The organism is Sorangium sp. So ce321, from assembly GCF_051530195.1.
Taxonomy (GTDB): domain Bacteria; phylum Myxococcota_A; class Polyangia; order Polyangiales; family Polyangiaceae; genus Sorangium.
The window spans coordinates 1,380,891-1,402,762 of record NZ_CP150329.1; the positions used below are offsets into that span (position 1 = coordinate 1,380,891).

The following is a 21,872-nucleotide window of genomic DNA, read 5'->3' on the forward strand; positions in this document are numbered from 1 at the left end:
GTGCGCGAGCTCGCCTCCTGCGCGAGGGGCGAGCGCGTCAGGCGCAGCTCTCGCCGACCGCCGGCTCGCCGTCGGCGAGCAGCCGCTTGAGCGTGGCGAGGTCGAGGGGCTTCACGAGGTGCTCGTCGAACCCGGCTCCGCACGCCTTCTCGCGGTCGTTCTGCTGCCCGTAGCCGGTGAGCGCGATCAGATAGACGTCCTTGTGCTGGCGCTTCTCGCGAACGCGGCGCGCGAACTCCAGGCCGTCGATCCCCGGCAGCCCGATGTCCACGATGGCGATGTGCGGGAGCACCGCGTCCATGAGCTCGATCCCCGCGATCCCGTGGTCCGTCGAATGGCAATCGAACCCGGCGCGCTTCAGGAGCGCGCAGAGCGCCTCGCGGCCGTCGGCGTTGTCCTCCACGACGACCACCCGCGACCCCTTGGGGAACTTCCTGAGGGGCGTCCCGCGTGCCGCCTCCTTCTCGCGCGGCCGCTCGGTGACCGGCAACCGCACCTCGAACTCGCTGCCTTTGCCCTCCCCGTCGCTCCGCGCGCTCACGGTGCCGCCGTGCTTCTCGACGAGGCCCCGGACGAGCGTGAGCCCCACGCCGAGCCCTCCCGCCGACCGGTCCAGCGTGCGGCTCGATTGCACGAAGAGCTCGAACACCGTGTCGAGCATGTCCTTCGGGATCCCGAGGCCGTCGTCCTTCACGCGGACCACCGCGTGTCCGTCCACGCGCCGGGCCTCGAGGGTGACATGACCGCCCCGCGGGGTGTACTTCGCAGCGTTGTTGAGCAGGTTCACCTGGACCTGCTGGAGCCGCGCAGGGTCGCCCTCGACCCAGATGGGCTCGGGATCGACGATGGTCGAGAAGTTGACGCCGCGGCTGTCCATGAGGTTCTTCACCGCGTCGGTGGCGTCCTTCACCACGGAGCCGAGGTCGAGCACGCGCTTTCGAAGCTCGATCTTGCTCTGCGTGACGCGGCTCGCCTCCAGCAGATCGTCGAGCAAGCGCGCCATCTGCGCGGACTGACGCTCGAGGATCTGGAGGACCTTGTCGTCGAACCCGGGAGCGCCGCCCGACGCGGCGCTGTCTTCCCTGAGCAGCGCCGTGGCGTGGACGATCGCGCCGAGCGGGTTGCGGAGCTCGTGCGACAGCATGGCGAGGAACTCGTCGCGCCTCCGTACGGCGTCCTTGATCTGCTCCTCCGACCGCTTTTGCTCGGTGACGCTCCGGAAGATCCCGATGATGCCCACGATGTGGCCCGCGGCATCCATGAGCGGGAGCCGCGTGACGAGGTCCCACTCCACGACCCCATCCTGCCGCAGGCGCTTCTCCAGCTTGTAGTGCTGCGCCTCGCCGGTCCGCAGCACCACCTCGTCCTGCTGGTGAACGGCGAGCGCCGCCTCGTGCCCCGGGAGCTCGAAGCCGGTCTTGCCCGCGGCCTCGCGCGGATCGGAGAGGCCGAGGCGCTGCGCCATGGCGTGGTTCGTGCGGATGAACCGGCCGCGCGCGTCCTTGAAGTAGATCGCGTCAGGCACGCTGCGGAGCAGGCTGTTCAGGAGATAGCGCTCGTGGAAGAGCGCGTCCTCCGCCGCCTTGAGGCCGCTCACGTCGATCAGCGTGAGCACGACCCCCGCGACGGTGCCCTTGGCGCGGTAGGGGAGGATGCGCAGGAAGAACGAGCGGTTATGCCGATCGCGCAGCTCGCGCTCCACGCGCTCCCCCGTCGCGAGCACGCGCCTGAGATCCTCGGTGAGCTCCGGGTGGTCGACCGCGTACGTGAACGTCTCGATCGGCCTGCCGACGTCCTGCAAGAGCAGGTTGAAGCTCTCCGCGATCTGCGGCGTGAATTTCCTGATCTTGAGCTCCTTGTCGAGGAAGATCGTGCCGATGTCCGTGCTCGACAGGAGGTTCTCCATGTCATTCCCGAGCTCGGTGAGATCCGCGATCTTCCGCTGGTACTCCGCGTTCACCGAGTAGAGCTCCTCGTTGACGCTCTGGAGCTCCTCGTTCGTGCTCTGCAGCTCCTCGTTGGAGGCGAGGAGCTCCTCGTTCGCCGCCTGCAGCTCCTCGTTGCTCGCCTCGAGCTGCTCGGTCGTCGCCTGCAGGCTCTGCTTCGTGTAACCGAGCTCCGCCTCGAGCGCGCTGAGCTGCTCGCGCGAGACGTCGTCGAGGTTGATCTCCTTCTCCGGCATCGCCGCCCGCTGCGGCGCCCCCTCGATCGCGTCGAAGGTGATCAGCACGTGGGGCAACGTGCCTCGCCGGCTCTCGACCCGGCGGATCGTGACCTTGTACACGCCGCCCTCCACCTTCACCCCCGTGAACACGATCGCCGAGGGCTCCTTGAGGGCGCGCTGCAGGCCCGCCGTCAGCATCATCTTGAGATCGCTATCCAGCATCTCGAACGCGTTGAGCCCCTGCCGGCCATCCTTGACCTTCAGGAAGCGGCTCGCCCCGCCGAAGGCGTGGACGAGCTCGCCGGCCTCGTTGACGAGGAGGCTCGGAGGCATGAACTCGTCGAGCAGCGCGTCGTAGGTGCCGAGCAGATGCGACACCGGGTGGCGCGCGACAGGCGCGGTGATCCCGGAGCGCGGGGCGCTCTGGCCCTTGGGCGACGCCGGCTGGAAGCGGGGATCGACCTGCATCCGCCGATCGCTGTACTTCCGGTAGATCCGCCATTGCTTGTTGACGACCTCGAAGTCGTGCGCGAGGTGCCCCGGGGTCTCGCTGGGCCCGAGGAGGACCACGCCCCCGCGGTTGAGCGCGAAGTGAAAGAGGCTCAACACCTTCTGCTGCGCCGCCGGCTGGAGGTAGATGAGCATGTTGCGGCAGCTGATGAAGTCGACGCGCGTGAACGGCGCGTCCTTGATCACGTTGTGGTGCGCGAAGACGACGGTCTGCCGGAGATCGGGGACGACCTGGTAGCTGCGCCCGCGCCGGATGAAATGCCGCTCGAGGCGCCCGGGCGAGACGTTCACCACCGCCTCTTCCTCGTAGATCCCGCGCGTCGCGAGCTCGAGCGACCCGTGGTGCACGTCGGTCGCGAAGATCTTGAACGGGCGGTGGTCGCTCCGGGACGTGAGCTCGTGGAGGAGGATGGCGAGCGAATAGACCTCTTCGCCCGTCGCGCAGCCCGCGACCCACACGCGGAACGGCGTGTCGCGCGGTCCCCCTCGCAGGAGCTCGGGGAGCACCTCCTGCTCGAGGATGTCGAACGCCTCCTCGTTCCGGAAGAAGCGCGTCACGCCGATGAGGAGGTCACGGTAGAGCACGTCGAGCTCTCTCGACTCGCTCTTCAAGCGCTTGACGTACTGATCGATGTCGTCCGTGTGCGCGAGCTGGATCCGTCGCTCGATGCGCCGGGTGACGGTGCTCGGTTTGTAGTGCGTGAAGTCGATGCCGAACTGCTCCTCGAGCATCCTGTAGACCGCGGTCATCGCCTGATCGACGCCGGCCGCCTCCCGCTCCGGCCGGCGCCCCTCGGACCTCACGTGCTCGAGGAGGACGCGCGGCATGTCCTGGGGGGGCATGACGCAGTCGGCGACGCCGGCGTCACGCGCGGTCTTCGGCATTCCGTCGAACTGCGCGCTGTCGACGTCCTGCACGACGACCAGGCCGCCCGCCTCGTGGACCGCGCGGATCCCGCGCGAGCCGTCGCTCCCGCCCCCGGAGAGGACCACGGCGATCGCCCGCGGACCGCAGTCCTGCGCGAGGGATCGAAAGAACACGTCGATGGGCAGCGTGAGCTCCTGGTCGCGATCCCTCTCGCTGAGGAGCAGGCGGCCGCCGGAGATGATCATCTCCTTCTTCGGCGGGATCAGGTAGATGTGGTCGGGCTCGACCAGCATGCCATTCTCGACGAGGTGAATGGGCAGCTCGGTGCGGCGCCCGAGGATCTCGTCCATCAGGCTCCTGAAGTCCGGCGACAGGTGCTGGACGACGACGAAGGCCATCCCGCTCTCCTTCGGGATGTTATCGAAGAAGTGCTCGAGCGCCTCGAGCCCCCCCGCCGAGGCGCCGATCCCCACCACATAAGGCACGACGGCTGGCCGGGCCGCGCGGGTCCTTGCGTCGGCTGCGTCGCGCAGCTCGCGTTCGGTCGACATTCCCGAGCTCAACGGCAGCAAGCGTGCCCAGGCTGTGTCCGCTGGTCAGCGCGCTCGCGGGGCCGAGATCCCTCGGATCTCGGGCAGCAGGTGGCCGTCAGGGCCGTGGCAAAGTGCCACGTCGCGCGCCACATGTGGTGGTCTTGCGGGGCCGGCGCGGCTCCGGTGCGACACCGGCTGTGTTACAAGCGAAGGCGAGCGGCGGCACGCGCGTTGCACACATCATGGAGGCTACCCCGACGTCGAGGCGCACAGGACCATGACAAGACCCACGCAGGAGAAGGGCCGGCAGGTCGTCAATGCGACGCTGACGCTACGACTCACCCAGCACGACCGCGAGCTCTTGCAGGCGCTCGTGGCGTTGCAAGCCGCGGAGATGTCCGACACGGGCGTGGAGGTGACGGCCGCGAGCTACGTGCGGGGGCTCATCCGGCACGAGGCGCGGAAGAAGGGGCTCCTCGAGCCCGCCGCCGCGAGCCCGCTTCGGCGCCGAGCCTCTCGCCTGGACGAGCCTTGATGCAGCGCGCCGCGCCGCCGGCACGGCCTGCGCCGTGGCGGCCTGCACACGTCGTGGCGGCGTAGATCACCATCCCCTGTCCGCGGCCGCGAGCGGAAGGCCAGCTCGCCCTCGTCCGCCGAAGGAGATCGGCCAGATCCCGGGCAGCGTCGTCGTCGTGGAGCACGCGCCGCAGCTCGCGCTGCTCCGGCGCGCGCACCTGATGGTGAACCACGGCGGCCTCCAGAGCGTGAAGGAGGGGCTCCTCCCGGGCGTCCCGATGCTGTGCGTGCCGCAGGCGTACGATCAGCCGGGCAACGGCGCGCGGGTCGCGTTCCACGGGATCGGCCGGGTGCTGCGGCCCGAGGAAGCGACGAGGGCGCGGGCGCGCGCCCTGCTGGAGGAGCTGGACGGCTCGCCGTCGGTCCGGGAGCGCGTGCGGGCGCGAGGCGGCGGCGAGCGCCTGACGCGGGTCGAGCTGGAGCGCCGAGGAGGACCGGCCTCCGCGTAGGGCCGGCACCCCGGACGAAGAATCGCCACGGCCGCGGACGATTTCCGTGAAGGCGGCCGGGGCTCCCGGCATTCAGGGGGCAGCGGTGTGTGACGTCGCAGGCGTCTGTCTGCGCCGCGCCACGCCGAGCGCACGAGAGGTCATCGGAGCGTCGTTCGAGGGGGCCTCCTCGCGGAGGCCGCCGGGGCGCGCTCGCGGATGGTCGTCAACCGCAGGTCCAGCCACGCTCGCGCGCCTTCTGCGCGAGCGCGAACGGACGTGCTTTGTCAGGAGAGCGAGACCTCATGATCAAGAAGAGCGCCTTGTCGATGCATTCGAATCCTCGTCGTTCGTCGCGGACCGCCCGGTCGTGCGCCGGCGCCGCGCTCTTGCTCCTGGGAGCGCTCGGGGCCGCCGCCTGCACCGCCGGAGCGCAGGACGAGGCGGAGAGCCTCGGCGTGGCCAGCCTGCTCGGGACTTACGATCTCACGAGCAGCTACACGGGCGACGTCCAGCAGACGCGCGGCTGGATCATCGAGTGGGAGGTCCCCGTGCTCCTGAACGCGAGCCAGGCCTGGACGGCCGTGGGGCAGTGGTACTTCAACCTCGAATCGGGCATCTACCACAACCCGAGCGGCTGGCACGTTTACTACTTTGGAGACGACAACGGCGTCACGGGGAACCATCCGAGCTGCGCCCTCGGCACCTGGGCCGGAGGGAGCCTCTGCGAAGGCGCGCTCAGCTCGCTCCAGCCCGGACAGCGGGTCGCCTTCAAGTACGAGTGGTGCACGCCCGCGCGCGTCGCCGACGTGAACGGCGCGCAGATCTGCCTCTATGTCGACATGAAGGACGGGTCGGGCTGGCAGTTCCTCGCGCAGGACGCCCGCTCCACCGTCGAGATGTACGCGCACGACATCGAGCATTTCCGCGACGAGGGCCCGGCGTACCCCGAGCCGCTGGTCTCCTGCGAGGCGCCCATCAAGATGGTTCGCCAGGAGGTGAAGACGACCTCGGGCGCGTGGCAGACGATGACGGGCTCGAGCACCTGGTCGTTCCACGACGCCGCGCCCTACGTCTACCAGAACCAGAACCTCACCGCGTCGCCGGCGACCTGGGAGGCCTGCACCGCGCCCGACAGCGGCGGGAACGACTGCAGCGGCGTGCCCGCGTGGCAGTCGGAGCGGGTGTACACGCCGTCCACCCAGGTCACCGAGGGCGGCCACCTCTGGGTCTCGACCCAGCAGATCTGGTGGTCTCAGCCGGTGTGCCCGCCGAGCAACCCGGTCTCGTGGTGCCCCGCCGAGTGGGCTGATCTCGGGCCGTGCAACTGACCGCGATCACGGCGCGCCGAGCGCGTCCCCGCTGGAGACGCTCACCCGGAGCATCGCGTCGACGAGGTGACGCGCGGCCAGGGAGAAGCGCCCGCGCGCTACGCGCGGGCCGCCGACGCGCTCGCCGGCGCGAGGCGAGCGCCGCGCCGCGGGCTCACGTCCCGCCGCAGGCCTCGTACTGCGCCTTGCAGGCGTCCATCCCCGCCTGCTGCACGCAAGGCGCGCAGTCCGCGGCGATCCCCTCGCCGGCGCACTCCGACGCGCACTCGTCGGCGCACACGCCCGACGCGCAGACGCAGGCGATGAGCGCGTCCGTCTCGGGGTTCTGCACATGGTCCGCGCTCGGATCGCAGCCGCGCACGCACGAGCAGCAGAGACCGTCGCCCTGACAGCACCCGTCGCTGCGCCCCAGGGGACAGCTGCACTCGCTGCCGTCCTGATCCATGCACGGCCCGTAGCCGCTGCCGTCGTCGAGGCAGGTCGCGACGCCCGGGCCGCTGATCGCGTGACAGGTGCACGACATGGTCTCGCCCGGAGCGCACGAGGTCCCGGTGGCCGAGCTGGTGACCGTCGCGGTGGCGGTCGACCCGCCGCTCCCGGACGGCTCCGGGTCGGTCGTCGCGGAGCCGCATGCGGCCGCGAGCGCAGCCGTGAACAAGCAGAGAGCAAGGATATTTCGCATGATCACCCCTATACCGCGCCGCCGGCGCGGCCGTCGAGATCCGCTGGATCATGAAATGAAATATCTTCGAGCTCCTGAGCGAGGGCGACGCCTGGACCCTCGGGGCCAGCACGCTCGTCAGCGAGACAGCGCCGGACGCCTTCGTCGCCAGGGTCGCGTTCTGACCCTCTCCAAGAGCGCGCCCGCGCTCGCCGAGCGCCGCCCCGCTGCGGAGCCCTGCCCGCCCTGAACAGGGCTCACGGGCTCCGCAGGCGGCCCCGGGGCCCGGCGGGCGCTCAGGGCACGACCGACTCGGACCCTGGCGAGCAGTTCCCCGCGAGGGTGCTGCAGGTGAGCCGGTTCTGCATGAAGCTCACCCGCCGCGGGATCTCGACCTGCTTGACGAAATTCGAGAGGACCCCGGTGCCGTCGGGGCCGGGGGTCGCGAACGGCGCCACGTGGTAGAAGGTGGCGAGCTGGTCGGTCTCGGCGTTGTGGCACCCGTTGCAGGTCTGGCCGGCGAACGCGTGGCGCAGCGGCTCGTCCGTGCCCGGAAAGGCCCACTTCGTGGCCGAAGGGACGATGCTGCCCTCCGCCTCGCCGCCGAGGAACGAGGCGTCGAGCGGCGTCACGCCGGCGATGATCCCGGTCCGGTTCGCGAGCAGGAACGCCTCGAGGCCTGCGTCCCCGTTGAGCTGCTGATCCGGGGTCTGGGCGGCCTCCACGAGCCTCAGGAAGGCCTGGTAGCCGGTCGGCTCCGGCACGAGGTGGAACTCCCGCCACGACCAGGGGGCGCCCATCAGGCTCTCGCTCGTGCGCAGCTGGCCGAGCGCGCTGGCGTTGGGGTTGCCCATGGTGCTGCGCTCGGAGCCGCGCTGCGTGAAGAGATCCGTGATCTCCTGGAGCTCCTCGTTGTACTGGGCGCCGAACGCGACCTGCCCCAGCGCGTGAAAGCGGGTGATCCAGCTGTACCGGTCCGGCACGGCCGAGTTGTTCGGCAGGCGGTACTCGAAGATCACGGTCATCCCGGCGATGAAGTGGTTCGGCGGGATGATGCCGAAGACGAAGCGCGCCTCGCCGCTGCCGCTCGCGTGCAGGTCGGTCCGGTTGAAGATGCCGAGGAGCTGGAACGGCGCCTGCGCGAGATCGAGCTTGCCGTCCGGCCGCGTCGGCCAGAGGTTCGTCAGCGACGACATCCCCCGGGTCGTCGTGGGATACCCGTTGATCGTCAGCGGCTGGAAGCCCTCCAGCCACTCCGCGACGAAATCCGCAGGATCGACGCCGCTCGGGGTCATCTGCTCGATCAGGTACCGGAAGCTCCAGGGGCCGCCCGTCGCGTTCGAGGCGCGCGCGTCCTGCGTGACCGAGGGGTCGACGATCGCGATCTCCTTGTACGGGTCGACCGACGGTCCCGCGCCGCAGGCGCCGGCGCAGGTGAAGCTCTGGATTTGATCGGCCGTGATGCTGCCGAGGTTGACCGCGGCCGGCGTGATCGTCGCGCCCGGCTTCACCGGCGTGAGCGTGTAAGCGCCCGCGGGCAGGTTGGTGAAGAGGAAGTTGCCGTGGCTGTCGGTGATGGCCTGCGCGCTCACGGCGCCGCTGAGCTGCACGGTGACGCCGCTCATCCCTGCGTTGGACGACCCGTTGCCGACGTGCCCCGCGATGGCGACAGCGCCGTTCAGCGCCGCCTCGGCGCTGCCGAGGAGAGGCTGCTCCTCGAGCGGCTCGACCCCGCAGGACGAAAGCGCGAGGGCGGTGAGAGCGACCAGGTGAGAGGCCGAGCGGCGCGGGGCGATTTTCATCGACAAGGATCCTTTCAAGACAGGTGAAGCCGGCGCGGCGTGAGCGCGGCCGATCCTGCGCTGTGCAGGTAGGCCGGGCGCGCGCCCTGTCGAGGTGCTTTACATTAATTCACAAGCGCGCCATGAGGCCGAGCGTCCACATGGCATCTCCTCAGTATCGGAGTCGCGGCTCCCGGCGATCAAGCGGTGCAGGGGGCGGGCGCGACGCGACGGCGGCGACGGCGGCGACGAGCGCCGCCGGTGTGACAGCGCACTTGCGCGAGGTGCGTGGCGGCCACTATGTTCGCGCCGGCGCGCTTCCCCGGAGGCGCGGTGCTCCCGCGCCGCGCTGCCGTGCCGTACGGGGGCCGCGCCGTCCGCAGTGTGCGACAGCAAGGAGATGAAGATGGCGATCTCGATGTATCAGGCCTCCGTGCCCCTGTTCGTGAAGATGCTCGGCAACCTCTCGGCGATCCTCAAGAAGGCCGCCGCTTACGCCGAGGCGAAGAAGATCGAGCCCCGCGTCCTGCTCGACGCGCGCCTCGCCCCGGACATGCTCTCGCTCACGCGCCAGGTGCAGATCGCCAGCGATACGGTCAAGGGCTGTGGGGCGCGGCTGGCAGCCGTCGACGTGCCGAAGTACGAGGACAACGAGTCGAGCTTCGACGATCTGCAGGCCCGCATCGCCAAGACGATCGAGTTCCTGAACGGCCTGAAGGCCGAGCAGATCGACGGCTCCGAGGAGCGCGAGGTCACGATCCCGACGCGCGACCAGCCGCTGAAGTTCCAGGGCCTGCCTTACCTGCAGTATTTCGTGCTGCCCAACTTCTATTTCCACGTGACGACCGCCTACGCGATCTTGCGCCACAACGGGCTCGACGTCGGCAAGATGGACTACCTCGGCGCGCGCTGAGGGAGCGCCGGCCGCCCACTGTGGAGAGCGCCGCTCACTGCGGCGGCGCTTCGATGAACCACGTCGGTGAGACGTACCCCTCCGTCGTCGCTCCCCCCATCGGCACCGTGCACGCATCCTCGGCCGTCATCGCGGTGAGGGCGACGGGGGCCTCGACGGGCGTCTCGCACCTGTCGTAACCGTACGGCGTGCTCAGCACAACCGTGGTGCTCCGGCTGCCGTCGAAGCGCTCGCACTCCTCGTCGGAGAGCACCGCGTAGTGCAGGTGCGAGTTATCCAGCGGCTCGGCGGGGCCGCAGTAGAAGTCGTCCGAGGACGTGGGGCACTCCGCCCACTTCGCGGCGAAGTGGAGGTTGTGCTGGCGCGGGATGTCGCTCCAGCGCACCACCTTCCCGAGCACGTCGTCGGTCGTCACCGCCTGCCCCGCCACCAGGTCTCGCCCCAGCCCGTCGACGTCGAGGTGGCCATAGAAGGAGCAGTAGCGCTGTCCCGTCCCGCCCTTGGGCGGGTGCTCGACGAGCGCCACGCCGAGGTACTGCGAGTCGTTGATGCCCTTCCAGAGGAGCTTGCCGTCGGCGACGGGGTGCACCTCCGCGCCCGCCGTGGTGCCCCGGTCGCTGGCGAGATCCTCGCCGAGGTGGCGGCCGCCGTAGTCCGAGGCCACGGCGCCGAACTCCCGGATCACGCGGCTGTCACGGAGGGGGGCCATGCGCTTCCCGCCCCTGGGCCGCTTGCACTCGTCGTTCTCCTGCTCGTTCTGCTGGCAGCCGAGAGGGCAATAGACCGAGCGGTCGAGGCGGTATTCGCGCTTCCAGGGACGCCCGTTCTGGCCATCGCCCTCGACGCCCTCGCACGGCACCTCGAAGGTCCCCCCGCGCCCGTCGCGATCGCAGTACGCCTTGCAGATATACAGCATGTTGGGGTCGCCCTCGGCGTCGCCGGCGACGTTGTACCCGCAGTACGCCGGCTCGTTGAGGGTGACGTTCCGGTTGTTGTTCAAGCACGGGTCCCAGCGCTGCTCGAAGCTCCCGTCGTCGCACGTGAGGCCCTCCGCGGTGGCGAAGTGCGCGCAGACCGGGGTCTGCGCGCCGTACGGGTCGGGGCCGCACACGCCGCAGGAGGTGCCGCAGGAGATCCCCGTGGCGCGCCAGCCGTCAGGGCGGCTCAGCTGGCGCTCGTCGCACGCGAGCACCTGCCCGCCGGGGCCGCAGATCTGCGAGCCCAGGCGGAGCGACCGAGCGGGCACCGGGTGCCCCTGGTAGTCGAGGATCGCGTCGCACTCCAGCGTGATGCTCGGAGCGGGCGTCGGATCCGGCATGCCGAACGGCTGCTGCTCCACGCTGGCGTCGCACACGTCGCTGTTGCTCGCGAGGCCGATGAACCTGCAGCCGCTCGAGCACTCCTCGTAAGGGACGGGGCGCCCCGGGACCGCCGTTTCAGGGTGCAGGGGCGGGCACGCTCGGTTCGAGGAATCCAGCTCGTAGGCACAGTGATACAGGGTTCCGACGCGACCGGTGACCTCGTGCTGGCCGCAGAAGACGTGCCGGCAATCGTCGTCCCCGTTGTTCCCGCCGGGGATAGGGAAGTAACGGATGGCGCTGCTGAGCGGCGGGCACGACTCCTCGCAGCGGTCCCAGTCGCGGATCTTCGCGTCGCTCGCGCCGGGCCGGGCGCCGGTGACCTCGTGTCTGTGCACGGGCGGGATCTCCCGCACGCGCATGCACGCGCCGAGCCCGTTCCCCGCGTCGCAGCTGCGGTAAGGCACGGGGCGCGCGCCGGGGCCCGGGCAGGCGTAGAGGTGATCCGCCCGGCCCCGGATGCGGATGTCGAGCTCGCCCGAGTTGATCGCGAGGTCCTTGTTGGCGCGGCCGCCGAACACCTGATCTCCGCAGAAGGTCTGGCCCGGCTCGACGCCCTTCCACTGGCCGTCGTTGTCGCGGAACTCCACCGGACATCGGCCGAGCGCCCCCTCATCCATCGAGGCGCCGGGATCGCAGGGGAGGTTCAGGTCGAGCCAGCCCTCCTCCCCGCACACCCAGCGGCTGCGGTTCCCGACGCCGAGGCCGCACACCTCCTCGCCGCAGGTCGTCGTCGCGACCTCGCGGCCGGAGCTGTCCTGCACGCCGCGGCACGCCGGGCAGTCGCCCCGCGGCTGGTTGCACGCGAGCCCGAGGCTGCGCCACCCCTCGGCCGTGCACACCTGCCTGACGCCGGCGCTGCCGGCGCCCGTCGGAAAGCACAGGGTCATCCCGCAGTGAAGCGGGATGTGATCGCCCCCCGGGATCGGCGGCACCGCGCACGGGCACTCGCTGCTCGCCTCGCCGGTGCACGCGCCGGCCTCGCAGCCGCCCGGGCAGATCCGCCAGGCGAGCGGGATCTGCCCCGTGCCGGGGCACTCGTAGAGCGCGGCCGGCTCGCCGTTGACGACGTCCTCGCCGCAGAACGTCCCCTTGGCCGTACACGCGAGATCGCCGCACCGGTTCTCCGGATAGCTCCGCCATGTGTCGGGGGCGCCGTCGCCGTCGAGGCACTGGTACGCGATGAGGTCGCGCCCGCACGTGAAGGCATCGCAGCTGGTCTCCGCGAGCGGGATCGGCTGGTTGTTGTAATAGAAACCCGCGGCGCACTCGCACGCGTCGGTGCCGTTCTGCGGCCCGAGCGGCGGCGGCGCGACGGCGCCCACCGGCGGCTCCTGGCTGCAGCCCATGCCGAGCAGCCCCCCGCCCCCGAGCAGGACGGCGGCCGCGCCGCACAGGCGCGAGAGCGCGCGGCGGCCGGGTCGGCGACGGGGGCTCACTTGGCGATCCTCCGCAGGTCGCCCGCCTGCGTCGCCCAGTAGACGAACGCGTCGTCCGCGGCGATCGCGATCGCGCCGACCTGCCCCACGGCGAGGGTGGTGACGTCGCCGCCCGCCTTGGGCACCTTGCGCACCGAGCCGACCCGGTTGACCCAGTAGAGGGCCCCGCCTTCCCCCGGATCCACCGCGATCCCCGCCGGACCGGGCTGTCCGTCGGCGAGCGCCACGAGCCCGGAGCCGTCCTTGCCGAGCCGGAGCAGGTAGCCGCTCGGCGTGCTCCAGAAGAGGTGGGTCGCGTCGGCCGCGAGGTACTGCGGCGTCAGGTTGGTGCGCTCGAAGTCCTGCGCGGACGCGAGCTGGCGCGGCTCGGAGCCGTCCTTGCGGAGCTTCATGACCCTGCCGTCCGCCCAGGTCCAGTAGAGGTGATCGGCGTCGGCCGCGAGCGCGCCGCCCGCCTCGGCGGTGGCGCCGCTGATCTCGGTGGCGAGCTGTCCGGCGAAGAGCGCCTCGGTCCGGTACAGGCCGCCCTGGGAGAGCGACGTGAACCAGACCGCGGCGCCGTCGCTGACGACGGCCCACGGGTCGGGGACGCTCGCGGTGACGTTGGCGGCGGCGCCGCCGGACGGCGGGAACCGGAGCACGCCGGTGGAGCCGGTGACGAGCACGCCGGCGTCCGTCAGGGCGACGCCCTCGAAGCGCCCGCTCCCGCAGGCGGCGGCGTCCGGCGCTGCGCCGGTGGCGAGGCAGGTCACCGCGCCGGACGCCTTGTCGACGCGGACGGCGACGCCGCCGGCGGGCCGGAAGCCGACGACGTAGACGGCCGCGGCGTCGACCGCGAGCGCGGAGGGGACCGCGAGGCCCGCGGCGAGCTGGAGCGCGCCGGGGCCGCACACCCCGTCCTCGCAGGCGCCGCCGGAGCAGCTGGTGCCGCAGGCGCCGCAGTGGAACGGGTCGGAGGCGAGCTCGACCTCGCAGCCCGTCGACGGCGCCCCGTCGCAGTCGGCGAAGCCCGCGTCGCAGGCGACGACGCACGCGCCTCCCTCGCAGGTGGACGAGGCGTTGGTGCCGCTGCAGACCTCGCCGCAGCCGCCGCAGTTGCGGGCGTCGCTCGCGAGATCGACCTCGCAGCCGTTCGCGGCGTCGCGATCGCAGTCGCCGTGGCCGAGGTCGCAGGCGAGCGAGCAGGCCCCGGCCGCGCAGGAAGGGACGGCGTGCTGGTCGCCGCACACGTTCCCGCAGAAGCCGCAGTTGTCCACGTCGGCCGACGTATCGCCGCAGCCGCCGCCCCCGCCGCCGCCGCCGTCGCCGAGGCACAGGCCGGCGGCCCGGGCGGCGCTCTCGAACGCCTCGCAGCGCGCGCGGCTGCCGGAGAGCGCGCTCAGATCGCACTCGTAGGCGAGCGTGGGCTCGAGCGCGCCGCAGCACGTCTCGAGCAGCGCGTCGCACGCGGCCGCGGAGGGCGGCTCACCGCCGCCGAGCGTCGGGCAGCGGCCCGCGTCCGCGGCGCCGCTCAGGTAGTCCAGGCAGAGGTCCGTGTCCGCCTCGGCGGCGAGGCTCTCGCAGCGCTCGCGCGGCCCTCCGGGCAGCGCGGGGCAGCACTGCTCGGCGAGGTAGCCGCAGCTCTCGGCGGCGTGATCGGCGCCCTCGCAGAAGCCGTTCGCCTGCGCGTCCCGCTCGAGGAAGCTGCGGCAGAGCCCTTCATTGCCCCGGAACCCGGTGGCATGACAGGCGGACGCGAGGCTCGCGGGCAGCGACGCGCAGCAGTCGTCGAGGAGGCCGGCGCAGCCCGGGCCGTAGGGGACGCCGTCCGGCGCGGCGCCGCCGCCGCAGAACCCGGCCGCGCTGGCGCTGCCGGCGTAGTCGTCGCACGCGGCGTCGTCCGCCTGCGCCGCCGCCGCCTCGCAGCTCGCCCGGAGCTCGGCGGGCAGCGACGGACAGCAGGCCTCGCCCAGGTGGCCGCACCCGCTGCCGGGCGCACCCGGCGCGCTGCCGCAGGCGCCGAGCGCGGTGCCATCCTGGTTGCACTGCTGGGCGCCGAGCGCCCCGTCGGGGAGGAAGCAGACGGAGCGCGCGCCCGGGGCGCAGAGGCGGTCATCACCGCAGCCGGGGCCGCCATACGCGAGCGCCGACACCGCCACGAGGCACAGAGCGAGGGAAGGTCGGCGCATGTTGAATCGCACGATGCTCGCGTGCGCGCGCTCGCCATGTCAACGACGACGGTCTCGGCTCGACGCCCGGGGCCAGGCGTCCCGCGAGCCCATCTGCTCGATGTGCGGTGAGGTGAACGCGGCGGCTCGCCGCGTGGCTGTTCGTGATCGGTTCGCCGCGATTCAGCGCTCTTCGTGAGCTCGCCAGGGATGGCCGAAGAGAGATTTCAACGCCAAGGCGCGAAGCAGCGCCGCTCCTAGCCCCGCTCCTTCCGGTCTTGAGGCACGACACAGGCGCCGAAGACTTCGCGCACCCGGCGTTCGGCCGAGTCGGCCAGGTCTTGCGAGATCAGGTGCAGGAAGGTGCCCGCTTTGTCCAGTCGGGCGCCCGCGGGCGTGGTGCGACCGAGGATTCCGGCCCCCTGGCGGCTGAGCTCGGCCAGCAGCTCATTGGCGCGGACGCTGGCGAGAATGGAACGGTGCCCGACCTTTCTCTCTACGCTGTACCTCTGCTTGCCCCGGGCTCCGTGTTCGCGGACGATCAGGCCCTGCTTCTCGGCCCATCGGGTGGCGGTGGAGACGGCGGCCGGGCTGACATGGAGCCGCCGCACCAGCTCGGCGGACGTGAGATCACCGGAGTCGGTGGTGAACAGGCACGACAGGATCCTCGCCACCATGCGCGGGCATCCGGTGGCGATCATCAGCTCGGCGAGCCGCTGCTCGAATGCGAACACCGCCTTGGGGTCGCGTCCGTAGGCGGCGGCGGTGGCCGGAGTCGCGGGCAGCGGTGTCGGCTTGCGGCGGCGGGCACGCAGCCGGGTCAGCTGGTGCGCATGGTCGGCGCGGTAGTCCTCGGGCCCGCCGTTACGGGCCACCTCTCGGGTGATCGTCGACTTGGGACGGTTCAGCCGCCGGGCGATCTCGGTATACGTCAGGCCCTCGGTGAGCCACGCGGCGATGCGCCGACGGTCCTCCTGGGTGAGTCGGTCTCCTGGCACGGCGGGCGCCTCCACTGTGTAGCGAGCGTCGAGCAGTATGCATTCGTTGCCATCTCATTGCAACTGTCGGATGGCCGGCGTTGCATTCGTCTCCATGCTCATTGCAACAATGTCCCCGTTGTCGCAAAACATTGTTGAATCTCAGCCCTGAAGATATTGACGATATTACGAATGCAACGTAGCCTTTGATTCCTCGCGAACGCTTCGCGGTTTCAACACGACGCAATTCGGCGAAGGAGAGAGAATGAACATGAGGGAATCCGTACACACCGTCGGCCTGCTGCCGACGGCGCGTGAGCCTGGTTGTCCCTTCGCCCCGCCGAAGGAGCTGCGTCAGGCGCGTGAGCACGGCCCCATCAGCCGGTACCCCTTCCCCGGCGGATACGAGGGTTGGCTGATCACCGGCTACGACCTGGTCCGGTCGGTGCTGGCCGACTCACGATTCAGCTCCCGCAAGGAGCTCATGCGCCACCCGTCGATCGACCTGGGGGACATGAAAATCCCTCCGGCGCCGCCCGGCGAGTTCCTCCTGATGGACGAGCCGGAGCACGGCCGCTACCGGAAGCTGCTGACGGGCAAGTTCACTGTCCGGCGGATGCAGCTGCTCACCGAGCGCGTCGAGCAGGTCACCACCGAACACCTGGATGCCATGGAAAAGGCCGGTCCGCCGGTGGACCTCGTGACCGCGTTCGCCAAGCCCATCCCCACGATCATGATCTGCGACCTGCTCGGGGTGCCGTACGAGACCCGGGACTCTTTCCAGGAGCATGTCGACGCGATCGTCTCCGGGGTGAGCAAGCAGGACCAGGTGGCCGGCTACATCGCGACCCAGCAGTACATCGCACGGCTGGTGGCGGCCAAGCGCGCCAATCCCACCGACGACGTGCTCAGCGACCTCACCGACACCGACCTGACCGACGAAGAAGTGATGGGTGTCGGCCTCCTGCTGCTGGCAGCCGGGCTCGACACCACAGCGAACATGCTGGCACTGGGCACCTTCGCCCTGCTGAGCAATCCCGCGCAGTGGGCCACGCTGCGTGCCCGACCCGAGATCGCCGACCTGGCCGTGGAGGAGCTGCTGCGGTACCTGTCTGTCGCCAAGACCTTCCAGCGGACGGCGCTGGAGGACGTCGAGCTGGGCGGCCAGACCATCAAGGCCGGCACGACGGTCATCCTGTCGTACAACACCGCCAACCGCGACCCGGAGCGCTTCGACGATCCCGACACGCTCGACATCCAGCGGCAGGCCATCGGGCACCTGGCCTTCGGCCACGGCATCCACGTGTGCCTCGGCCAGCAACTGGCCCGTATCGAGATGCGGGTCGCCTTGCCCGCGCTGGTGAAGCGCTTCCCGACCCTCCGCCTGGACGTGGCGGCCGAGGACGTCGACCTGCGCCCCGAAACCGCGGACATCTTCGGAGTGAAGAGCCTCCCGGTCACCTGGAACGCGTGACCCATGAGAGTCACTGGGCCACATGCCCCGTCACCGGCGGCGGCCAGGCCGTCCTCGGCGGCGAAACAGGCGGAAACCGTGAAAATGGCTGCCGTTTCCGGCGACGGCTCGTTATCGATCGGCTATCCTGGCAGGATCTCTGACGCGCGGAATCAGTCGATCTCGCCCTCATCCGGCGGCGGAGGCCGCTCGCCCGCGGCGACCTGGAGCTCGCGGACGATCGAGAGCAGGGCTGGACAGCAGAAGCGCTCGACGACGGAGCCGTCGGACGCGAGCTCGAACGTCGGCGGCCCGCCGTGCATCGGGCAGGCCACGTCGGCGTACTTCGACTCGAGATCCCTGAGGACGCTCTCATCCACCTCGCGGACCTCGACATCGCCGGTCCGGAGCGCTTCTTCCTTCTCGTAGGTCGACATGCGGCGCACGCTAGCACGAAGAGCGCCGCCCCCCGCGCGCCGACCACGGCGCCTCGGCGACCTCTCGTATCGGAGCAGGCTCGTCGGCGTCCGGCCGCTCGCCCGAGCTCACCCGCGCGGAGCAGGCGCGAGCCACGGCCGCCACCGCCGTCACCCTCTCGCCGCCCGCGGCGACGGGGAGGGGTGGGCGACCGCCCGAGGCGAGGTAGGGGCGGTACAAAATAGCAGCGCCGCCGGGCGCCTCGGGGGGTAGCGGAGGCCGCCGGCGGTGCTGGCCGGTGACTAAGCAGTCTCCGTACCAGGTCGAGATCCCTCGCTTTTCGGCGCATTCGTCCAGGGCGGTGCTCGGCGGCTTTCGGTTCTGCGAGAAACGGGCTTGCACCGTTGCAGGATCGCGGCGCGCGCTGGCCGGGCCGATTCTCCTCCGCGGCGGCCGCGGTGGCGGCTAGCTTCGCGGGCATGAGCCGCCCGTACACGACCAAAGCCGTCACCCTGGCGCTGCCGCTGCTCGCGGCGTGCAGCGCGCCCTCGCCGAGGCCGCCGGAGCAACCGGCAGCGGCCTCGCCCGACGCGGCCCCGCCGCCGCCTGCCGCGCCTGCCGCGCCCGGCAAGGGAGCGCGCCTGCCGTATCCCGAGGCCGCGAAGCGGCCGGTCTCGAACGAGTACCATGGCACCCGGGTCGTCGACGACTACCAGTGGCTCGAGGACGGGAGCTCCCCCGAGGTCCAGCGCTGGGTCGCGGCGCAGAACCAGCTCACGCGCGGCGTCCTCGACGCGCTGCCCATGCGCGGCGCCGTCCGGGCGCGCGTCGAGGAGATCCTGTCGGCGACCTCCGCCAGCTACACGGCGCTCGACGACGCCGGCGGGCAGCTCTTCGCCCTCAAGGCGCAGCCGCCGAAGCAGCAGCCTTCCCTCGTCGTCCTGAGGTCCGCGAGCGAGCCTGCCACCGAGCGGACCCTCGTCGATCCGGAGGTCATCGACCCGAAAGGGCACACGACCATCGACTGGTTCGTCCCCTCGCGCGACGGCAAGAAGGTCGCCGTCTCGCTCTCCGAGGGCGGCAGCGAGGAAGGCACCGTGCGCGTCTACGACGTCGCGACGGGCAAGGAGACGGGCGACACGGTCCCTTACGCGAGCAGCGGCACCGCGGGCGGCAGCCTGGCGTGGAGCGGCGACGGCAAAGGGTTCTACTTCACGCGGCACCCGCACGCCGGCGAGCGCCCGAAGGAGGACATGGGCTTCTTCCAGCAGATCTACTTCCACAAGCTCGGCACGCCGGAGAAGGAAGACACGTACTCGCTCGGCAAGGAGTTCCCGCGCATCGCCGAGGTCGAGCTCAAGGCCAGCGAGAGCGGCAGGCTCGTGCTCGCCAGCGTGCAGAACGGCGACGGCGGCGAGTACTGGCACTACCTGCTCGACGCCACGGGCAAGTGGACCCGCTTCGCCGACCTGCCGGACAAGATCATCCACGCCGCCTTCGGCAGCGACGATCGGCTCTACCTGCTCTCGCGGAAGGACGCCCCGCGCGGCAAGGTGGTGCGCCTCGCGCCGGGCAAGCTCGATCTGGCGCAGGCGGAGCTCGTGGTGCCCGAGGGAGAGGCGGTGATCCAGGACCTGCTGCCCACGAAAGCGCGGCTCTACGTCGAGGACCTGATCGGCGGCCCGTCGCAGATCCGCGTCTTCGACCTGAAGGGCAAGGCGCTCGGGACGGCGCCGATCCCGCCGATCTCCTCGGTGCGGCAGCTCGTGCGCGCGGCCGGCGACGACATGCTCTTTCGCGGCGTGAGCTACACCGAGCCGACGGCCTGGTACGCGTACTCGGCGCGGGACGGCAAGGTGACGAAGACGCCGCTCGCGATGACCGCCCCCGTCTCCTTTGCCGACGTGGAGGTCACCCGCGACGCGTGCGCGTCGAAGGACGGCACCAGGGTGCCGGTCAGCATCCTGCGCCGCAAGGGCACGTCCGTCGACGGCACCGCGCCGGCGCTGCTCACGGGATACGGGGGCTACGGGACCAGCGTGGCTCCCGGGTTCACCCCGGTCTGGCGGCTGTGGTTCGACCAGGGCGGGGTGATCGCGGTCGCCAACCTGCGCGGCGGCGGCGAGTTTGGCGAGGCGTGGCACCACGGCGGCAACCTGACGAGGAAGCAGAACGTCTTCGACGACTTCGCCGCGTGCGCGAGGCACCTCGTGGACGGGCGCTTCACGAGCCCGGAGCGGCTCGCCATCCTCGGCGGCTCGAACGGCGGCCTGCTGATGGGAGCGCAGCTCACGCAGCACCCGGAGATGTACAAGGTGGTGATCTCGCATGTCGGCATCTACGACATGCTCCGGGTGGAGCTCACGCCGAACGGGGCGTTCAACGTGACCGAGTTCGGCACGGTGAAGGACCCCGAGCAGTTCAAGGCCCTTCGCGCCTACTCGCCGTACCATCATGTCCAGGAGGGGACCGCGTACCCGGCGACCCTGTTCCTGACGGGGGCGAACGACGCGCGGGTGGACCCTTTCCATTCGCGGAAGATGGCGGCCCGGCTGCAGGCGGCCACGTCGGGCTCGGGGCCCATCCTGCTCAGGGCGAGCGGCTCGACGGGTCACGGGCTCGGGACGCCGCTCTCCGCGCAGATCGAGGAGCAGGCCGACGTGCTCACGTTTCTGTTCAAGGAGCTCGGGCTCGGGTTCCCGCCGGGAAAGGGGGAAGTCGCGCCGGCGAAGGGGGAAGTCGCGCCGGCGAAGGGGGAAGTCGCGCCGGCGAAGGGGGAAGTCGCGCCGGCGAAGGGGGAAGTCGCGCCGGCGAAGGGGGAGGGGGCGCCCCGGTGAAGGAGCCGCCGCGGGCCGCGCTCCCGGTCAGGAGCGCGGCCGCGGGCGGTGCTCCCGGTCAGCCGCGCGGCCGCGGCCGATTCGGTCTACCCGATACGGTCTACCAGGTGCTGAAGTAGGCCCACGCCTGGTTGCCGGCGGACGCCTCGAAGCAGTAGCCGCCGTTGCGCTTGGCGGGCAGCGTGATGTTGCCGCCGGTGCAGCTCACGACCGTGTTGTTGACCTCGAACGTGCGGCCGCTCGCGAAGTTGCCGCAGTTGGCGGCGGTCAGGTTCGCCGTGGTCTCGAAGCAGCGCGCGCCGGTGCCGAGGTTGCCCGAGTTGTAGCTCGCGCTCGTGAACACCGTCGGGCTCGTGCACAGGGTGCTGCACGGCGACGTCCCGCCGCTGGCCTGGCAGACGCCGGCCACGCAGTTCGCGCTGGTGCAGTCCGAGTTGGCGGCGCACGTCTTCCCGTTGGCGCAGTCGGCCGTGCAGGTGCCGCCGCAGTCGACGTCGGTCTCGGTGCCGTTCTTCACGGCGTCGGTGCAGGTCGGCGCCGTACCGCCGTTGATCACGCTCGCCCCCAGCGCCTGAAGCCACGAGGTCACCGAGTAGCGCGCCGAGGTGTCGAGCCGCGTGTGCCAGTTGGTCTGCGACGGGTTCGAGCCGGGCGCGGACGGGAACGTGTAGTAGGCATTGACGCCCACGACGATGAGGTCGGTCGCGCTCTGGCGGTAGAGCGGGCCGCCCGAGTCGCCGGGGCACAGGCTGGCGTAGCTGGTGCTGGCGGCGTAGCCCGGCGTGAGCACGTACGACGCCGCTACGTCGGTGATGGCCGTGCCGGAGACGTAGGAGCCCGGGTGATTCAGGATCGAGGAAGCCGCCGCGTTGAGGTTCTGGAGCTTGAAGGTATAGGTGGGCGACCCGCCGGGCGTCTCGCACCCGTAGCCGGTCGCCACGACGGGATCACCCACCGCGACGGGCGCCCCGTCCACCACCGCCGCCGGGATCGTCGGCGAGAGCTCGTTGACGACGACCAGCGCGAGGTCGGGCGTGTATCCCGGGTTCAGGACGTTGACCCCGCAGTCGGGCGCTCCCCCCGCCCGCGCGGCGGTGCAATCCTCGATCCACTTCGGGTGGATGTACGTCTGTTCGATGGTCAGGTCGACGTAGGGCCAGATCGGGGGCGCGTTGGCGGCGCTGACCGAGTAGAAGCCGCCCGGCCCGTAGCCCGAGTCCACCGTGGCGGTGTACTGGTTGTCCACGCAATGAGCGGCGGTCAGGAAGTGACGCGGCCCGACCTTCGCCGCGGTGCACCCCGCGGCGAGGACGGTGGAGGGGTACTGCGATTCGAGGGCCGGCGTGCCTCCGATCAGCTCGTCTTCCGCGGCGCTGATCTCCTCGGAGGCGTCGCCATAGCCCGGCACGGTGCAGGCGACCGAAAACAGAGACAGCAAAGCATAAACTGATGCGCGCACTGGTTGATTCTCCTGTCGTC

14 protein-coding genes are annotated in these 21,872 nt (G+C 70.9%); 6 read left to right on the forward strand and 8 right to left on the reverse strand.

What is annotated here, in order from left to right; all coding sequences use genetic code 11:
• Positions 1 to 37: 37 nt before the first annotated feature.
• Positions 38 to 4,093, reverse strand: a complete 4,056-nt coding sequence (locus tag WME89_RS05380) for a chemotaxis protein CheB (protein WP_438008178.1) — start codon at positions 4,091 to 4,093, stop codon at positions 38 to 40.
• A 259-nt stretch (positions 4,094 to 4,352) separates the two neighbouring features.
• Here WME89_RS05380 and WME89_RS05385 point away from each other — a divergent pair, with 259 nt between their 5' ends.
• The 3 genes from WME89_RS05385 to WME89_RS05395 all read left to right on the forward strand — a co-directional run bounded on the left by WME89_RS05385 (position 4,353) and on the right by WME89_RS05395 (position 6,410).
• The gene (locus WME89_RS05385) at positions 4,353 to 4,610 is read left to right on the forward strand and encodes a hypothetical protein (RefSeq protein ID WP_437623946.1); all 258 of its coding nucleotides are present in this window, start codon (positions 4,353 to 4,355) and stop codon (positions 4,608 to 4,610) included.
• A gap of 34 nt (positions 4,611 to 4,644) precedes the next feature.
• Positions 4,645 to 5,100 carry a glycosyltransferase gene (locus WME89_RS05390; protein WP_438008179.1) on the forward strand — a complete coding sequence of 152 codons (456 nt, stop codon included), beginning with the start codon at positions 4,645 to 4,647 and terminating at the stop codon, positions 5,098 to 5,100.
• A gap of 308 nt (positions 5,101 to 5,408) precedes the next feature.
• A complete protein-coding gene (locus WME89_RS05395; RefSeq protein WP_438008180.1) occupies positions 5,409 to 6,410 on the forward strand; it encodes a hypothetical protein in 1,002 nt (333 codons plus the stop codon).
• Between the two features lie 154 nt (positions 6,411 to 6,564).
• Here the strand turns inward: WME89_RS05395 and WME89_RS05400 are convergent, their stop codons facing one another.
• Both WME89_RS05400 and WME89_RS05405 read right to left on the reverse strand, forming a co-directional pair.
• A complete protein-coding gene (locus WME89_RS05400) occupies positions 6,565 to 7,092 on the reverse strand; it encodes a hypothetical protein (RefSeq protein WP_438008181.1) in 528 nt (175 codons plus the stop codon).
• A gap of 275 nt (positions 7,093 to 7,367) precedes the next feature.
• The gene (locus WME89_RS05405; RefSeq protein WP_438008182.1) at positions 7,368 to 8,873 is read right to left on the reverse strand and encodes a carboxypeptidase regulatory-like domain-containing protein; all 1,506 of its coding nucleotides are present in this window, start codon (positions 8,871 to 8,873) and stop codon (positions 7,368 to 7,370) included.
• A gap of 385 nt (positions 8,874 to 9,258) precedes the next feature.
• Here WME89_RS05405 and WME89_RS05410 point away from each other — a divergent pair, with 385 nt between their 5' ends.
• Positions 9,259 to 9,765, forward strand: coding sequence for a DUF1993 domain-containing protein (locus WME89_RS05410; protein WP_438008183.1), 507 nt, complete (start codon positions 9,259 to 9,261; stop codon positions 9,763 to 9,765).
• A 34-nt stretch (positions 9,766 to 9,799) separates the two neighbouring features.
• On the opposite strand, the gene WME89_RS05415 is transcribed toward WME89_RS05410, so the two are convergent.
• From WME89_RS05415 to WME89_RS05425, 3 genes are all read right to left on the reverse strand, one after another.
• Complete coding sequence (locus tag WME89_RS05415) at positions 9,800 to 12,562, reverse strand: M23 family metallopeptidase (protein WP_438008184.1); 2,763 nt, start codon at positions 12,560 to 12,562, stop codon at positions 9,800 to 9,802.
• Entirely contained in the window at positions 12,559 to 14,730 is a 2,172-nt protein-coding gene (locus tag WME89_RS05420; RefSeq protein ID WP_438008185.1) for a hypothetical protein, read from the reverse strand. The genes WME89_RS05415 and WME89_RS05420 overlap by 4 nt, the downstream gene beginning before the upstream one ends.
• A 236-nt stretch (positions 14,731 to 14,966) precedes the next feature.
• Positions 14,967 to 15,707 carry a helix-turn-helix domain-containing protein gene (locus WME89_RS05425; protein WP_438008186.1) on the reverse strand — a complete coding sequence of 247 codons (741 nt, stop codon included), beginning with the start codon at positions 15,705 to 15,707 and terminating at the stop codon, positions 14,967 to 14,969.
• 250 nt (positions 15,708 to 15,957) lie between these two features.
• Between WME89_RS05425 and WME89_RS05430 the strand changes: the two genes are divergently transcribed.
• Positions 15,958 to 17,160 carry a cytochrome P450 gene (locus tag WME89_RS05430; RefSeq protein WP_438011895.1) on the forward strand — a complete coding sequence of 401 codons (1,203 nt, stop codon included), beginning with the start codon at positions 15,958 to 15,960 and terminating at the stop codon, positions 17,158 to 17,160.
• Between the two features lie 152 nt (positions 17,161 to 17,312).
• On the opposite strand, the gene WME89_RS05435 is transcribed toward WME89_RS05430, so the two are convergent.
• Complete coding sequence (locus WME89_RS05435) at positions 17,313 to 17,576, reverse strand: hypothetical protein (protein WP_437623958.1); 264 nt, start codon at positions 17,574 to 17,576, stop codon at positions 17,313 to 17,315.
• A gap of 459 nt (positions 17,577 to 18,035) precedes the next feature.
• Between WME89_RS05435 and WME89_RS05440 the strand changes: the two genes are divergently transcribed.
• Positions 18,036 to 20,393 (forward strand): prolyl oligopeptidase family serine peptidase, encoded by a 2,358-nt coding sequence (locus WME89_RS05440; protein WP_438008187.1) that lies wholly within the window; start codon positions 18,036 to 18,038, stop codon positions 20,391 to 20,393.
• 100 nt (positions 20,394 to 20,493) lie between these two features.
• Here the strand turns inward: WME89_RS05440 and WME89_RS05445 are convergent, their stop codons facing one another.
• The gene (locus WME89_RS05445; RefSeq protein WP_438008188.1) at positions 20,494 to 21,831 is read right to left on the reverse strand and encodes a trypsin-like serine protease; all 1,338 of its coding nucleotides are present in this window, start codon (positions 21,829 to 21,831) and stop codon (positions 20,494 to 20,496) included.
• Positions 21,832 to 21,872 lie beyond the last annotated feature (41 nt).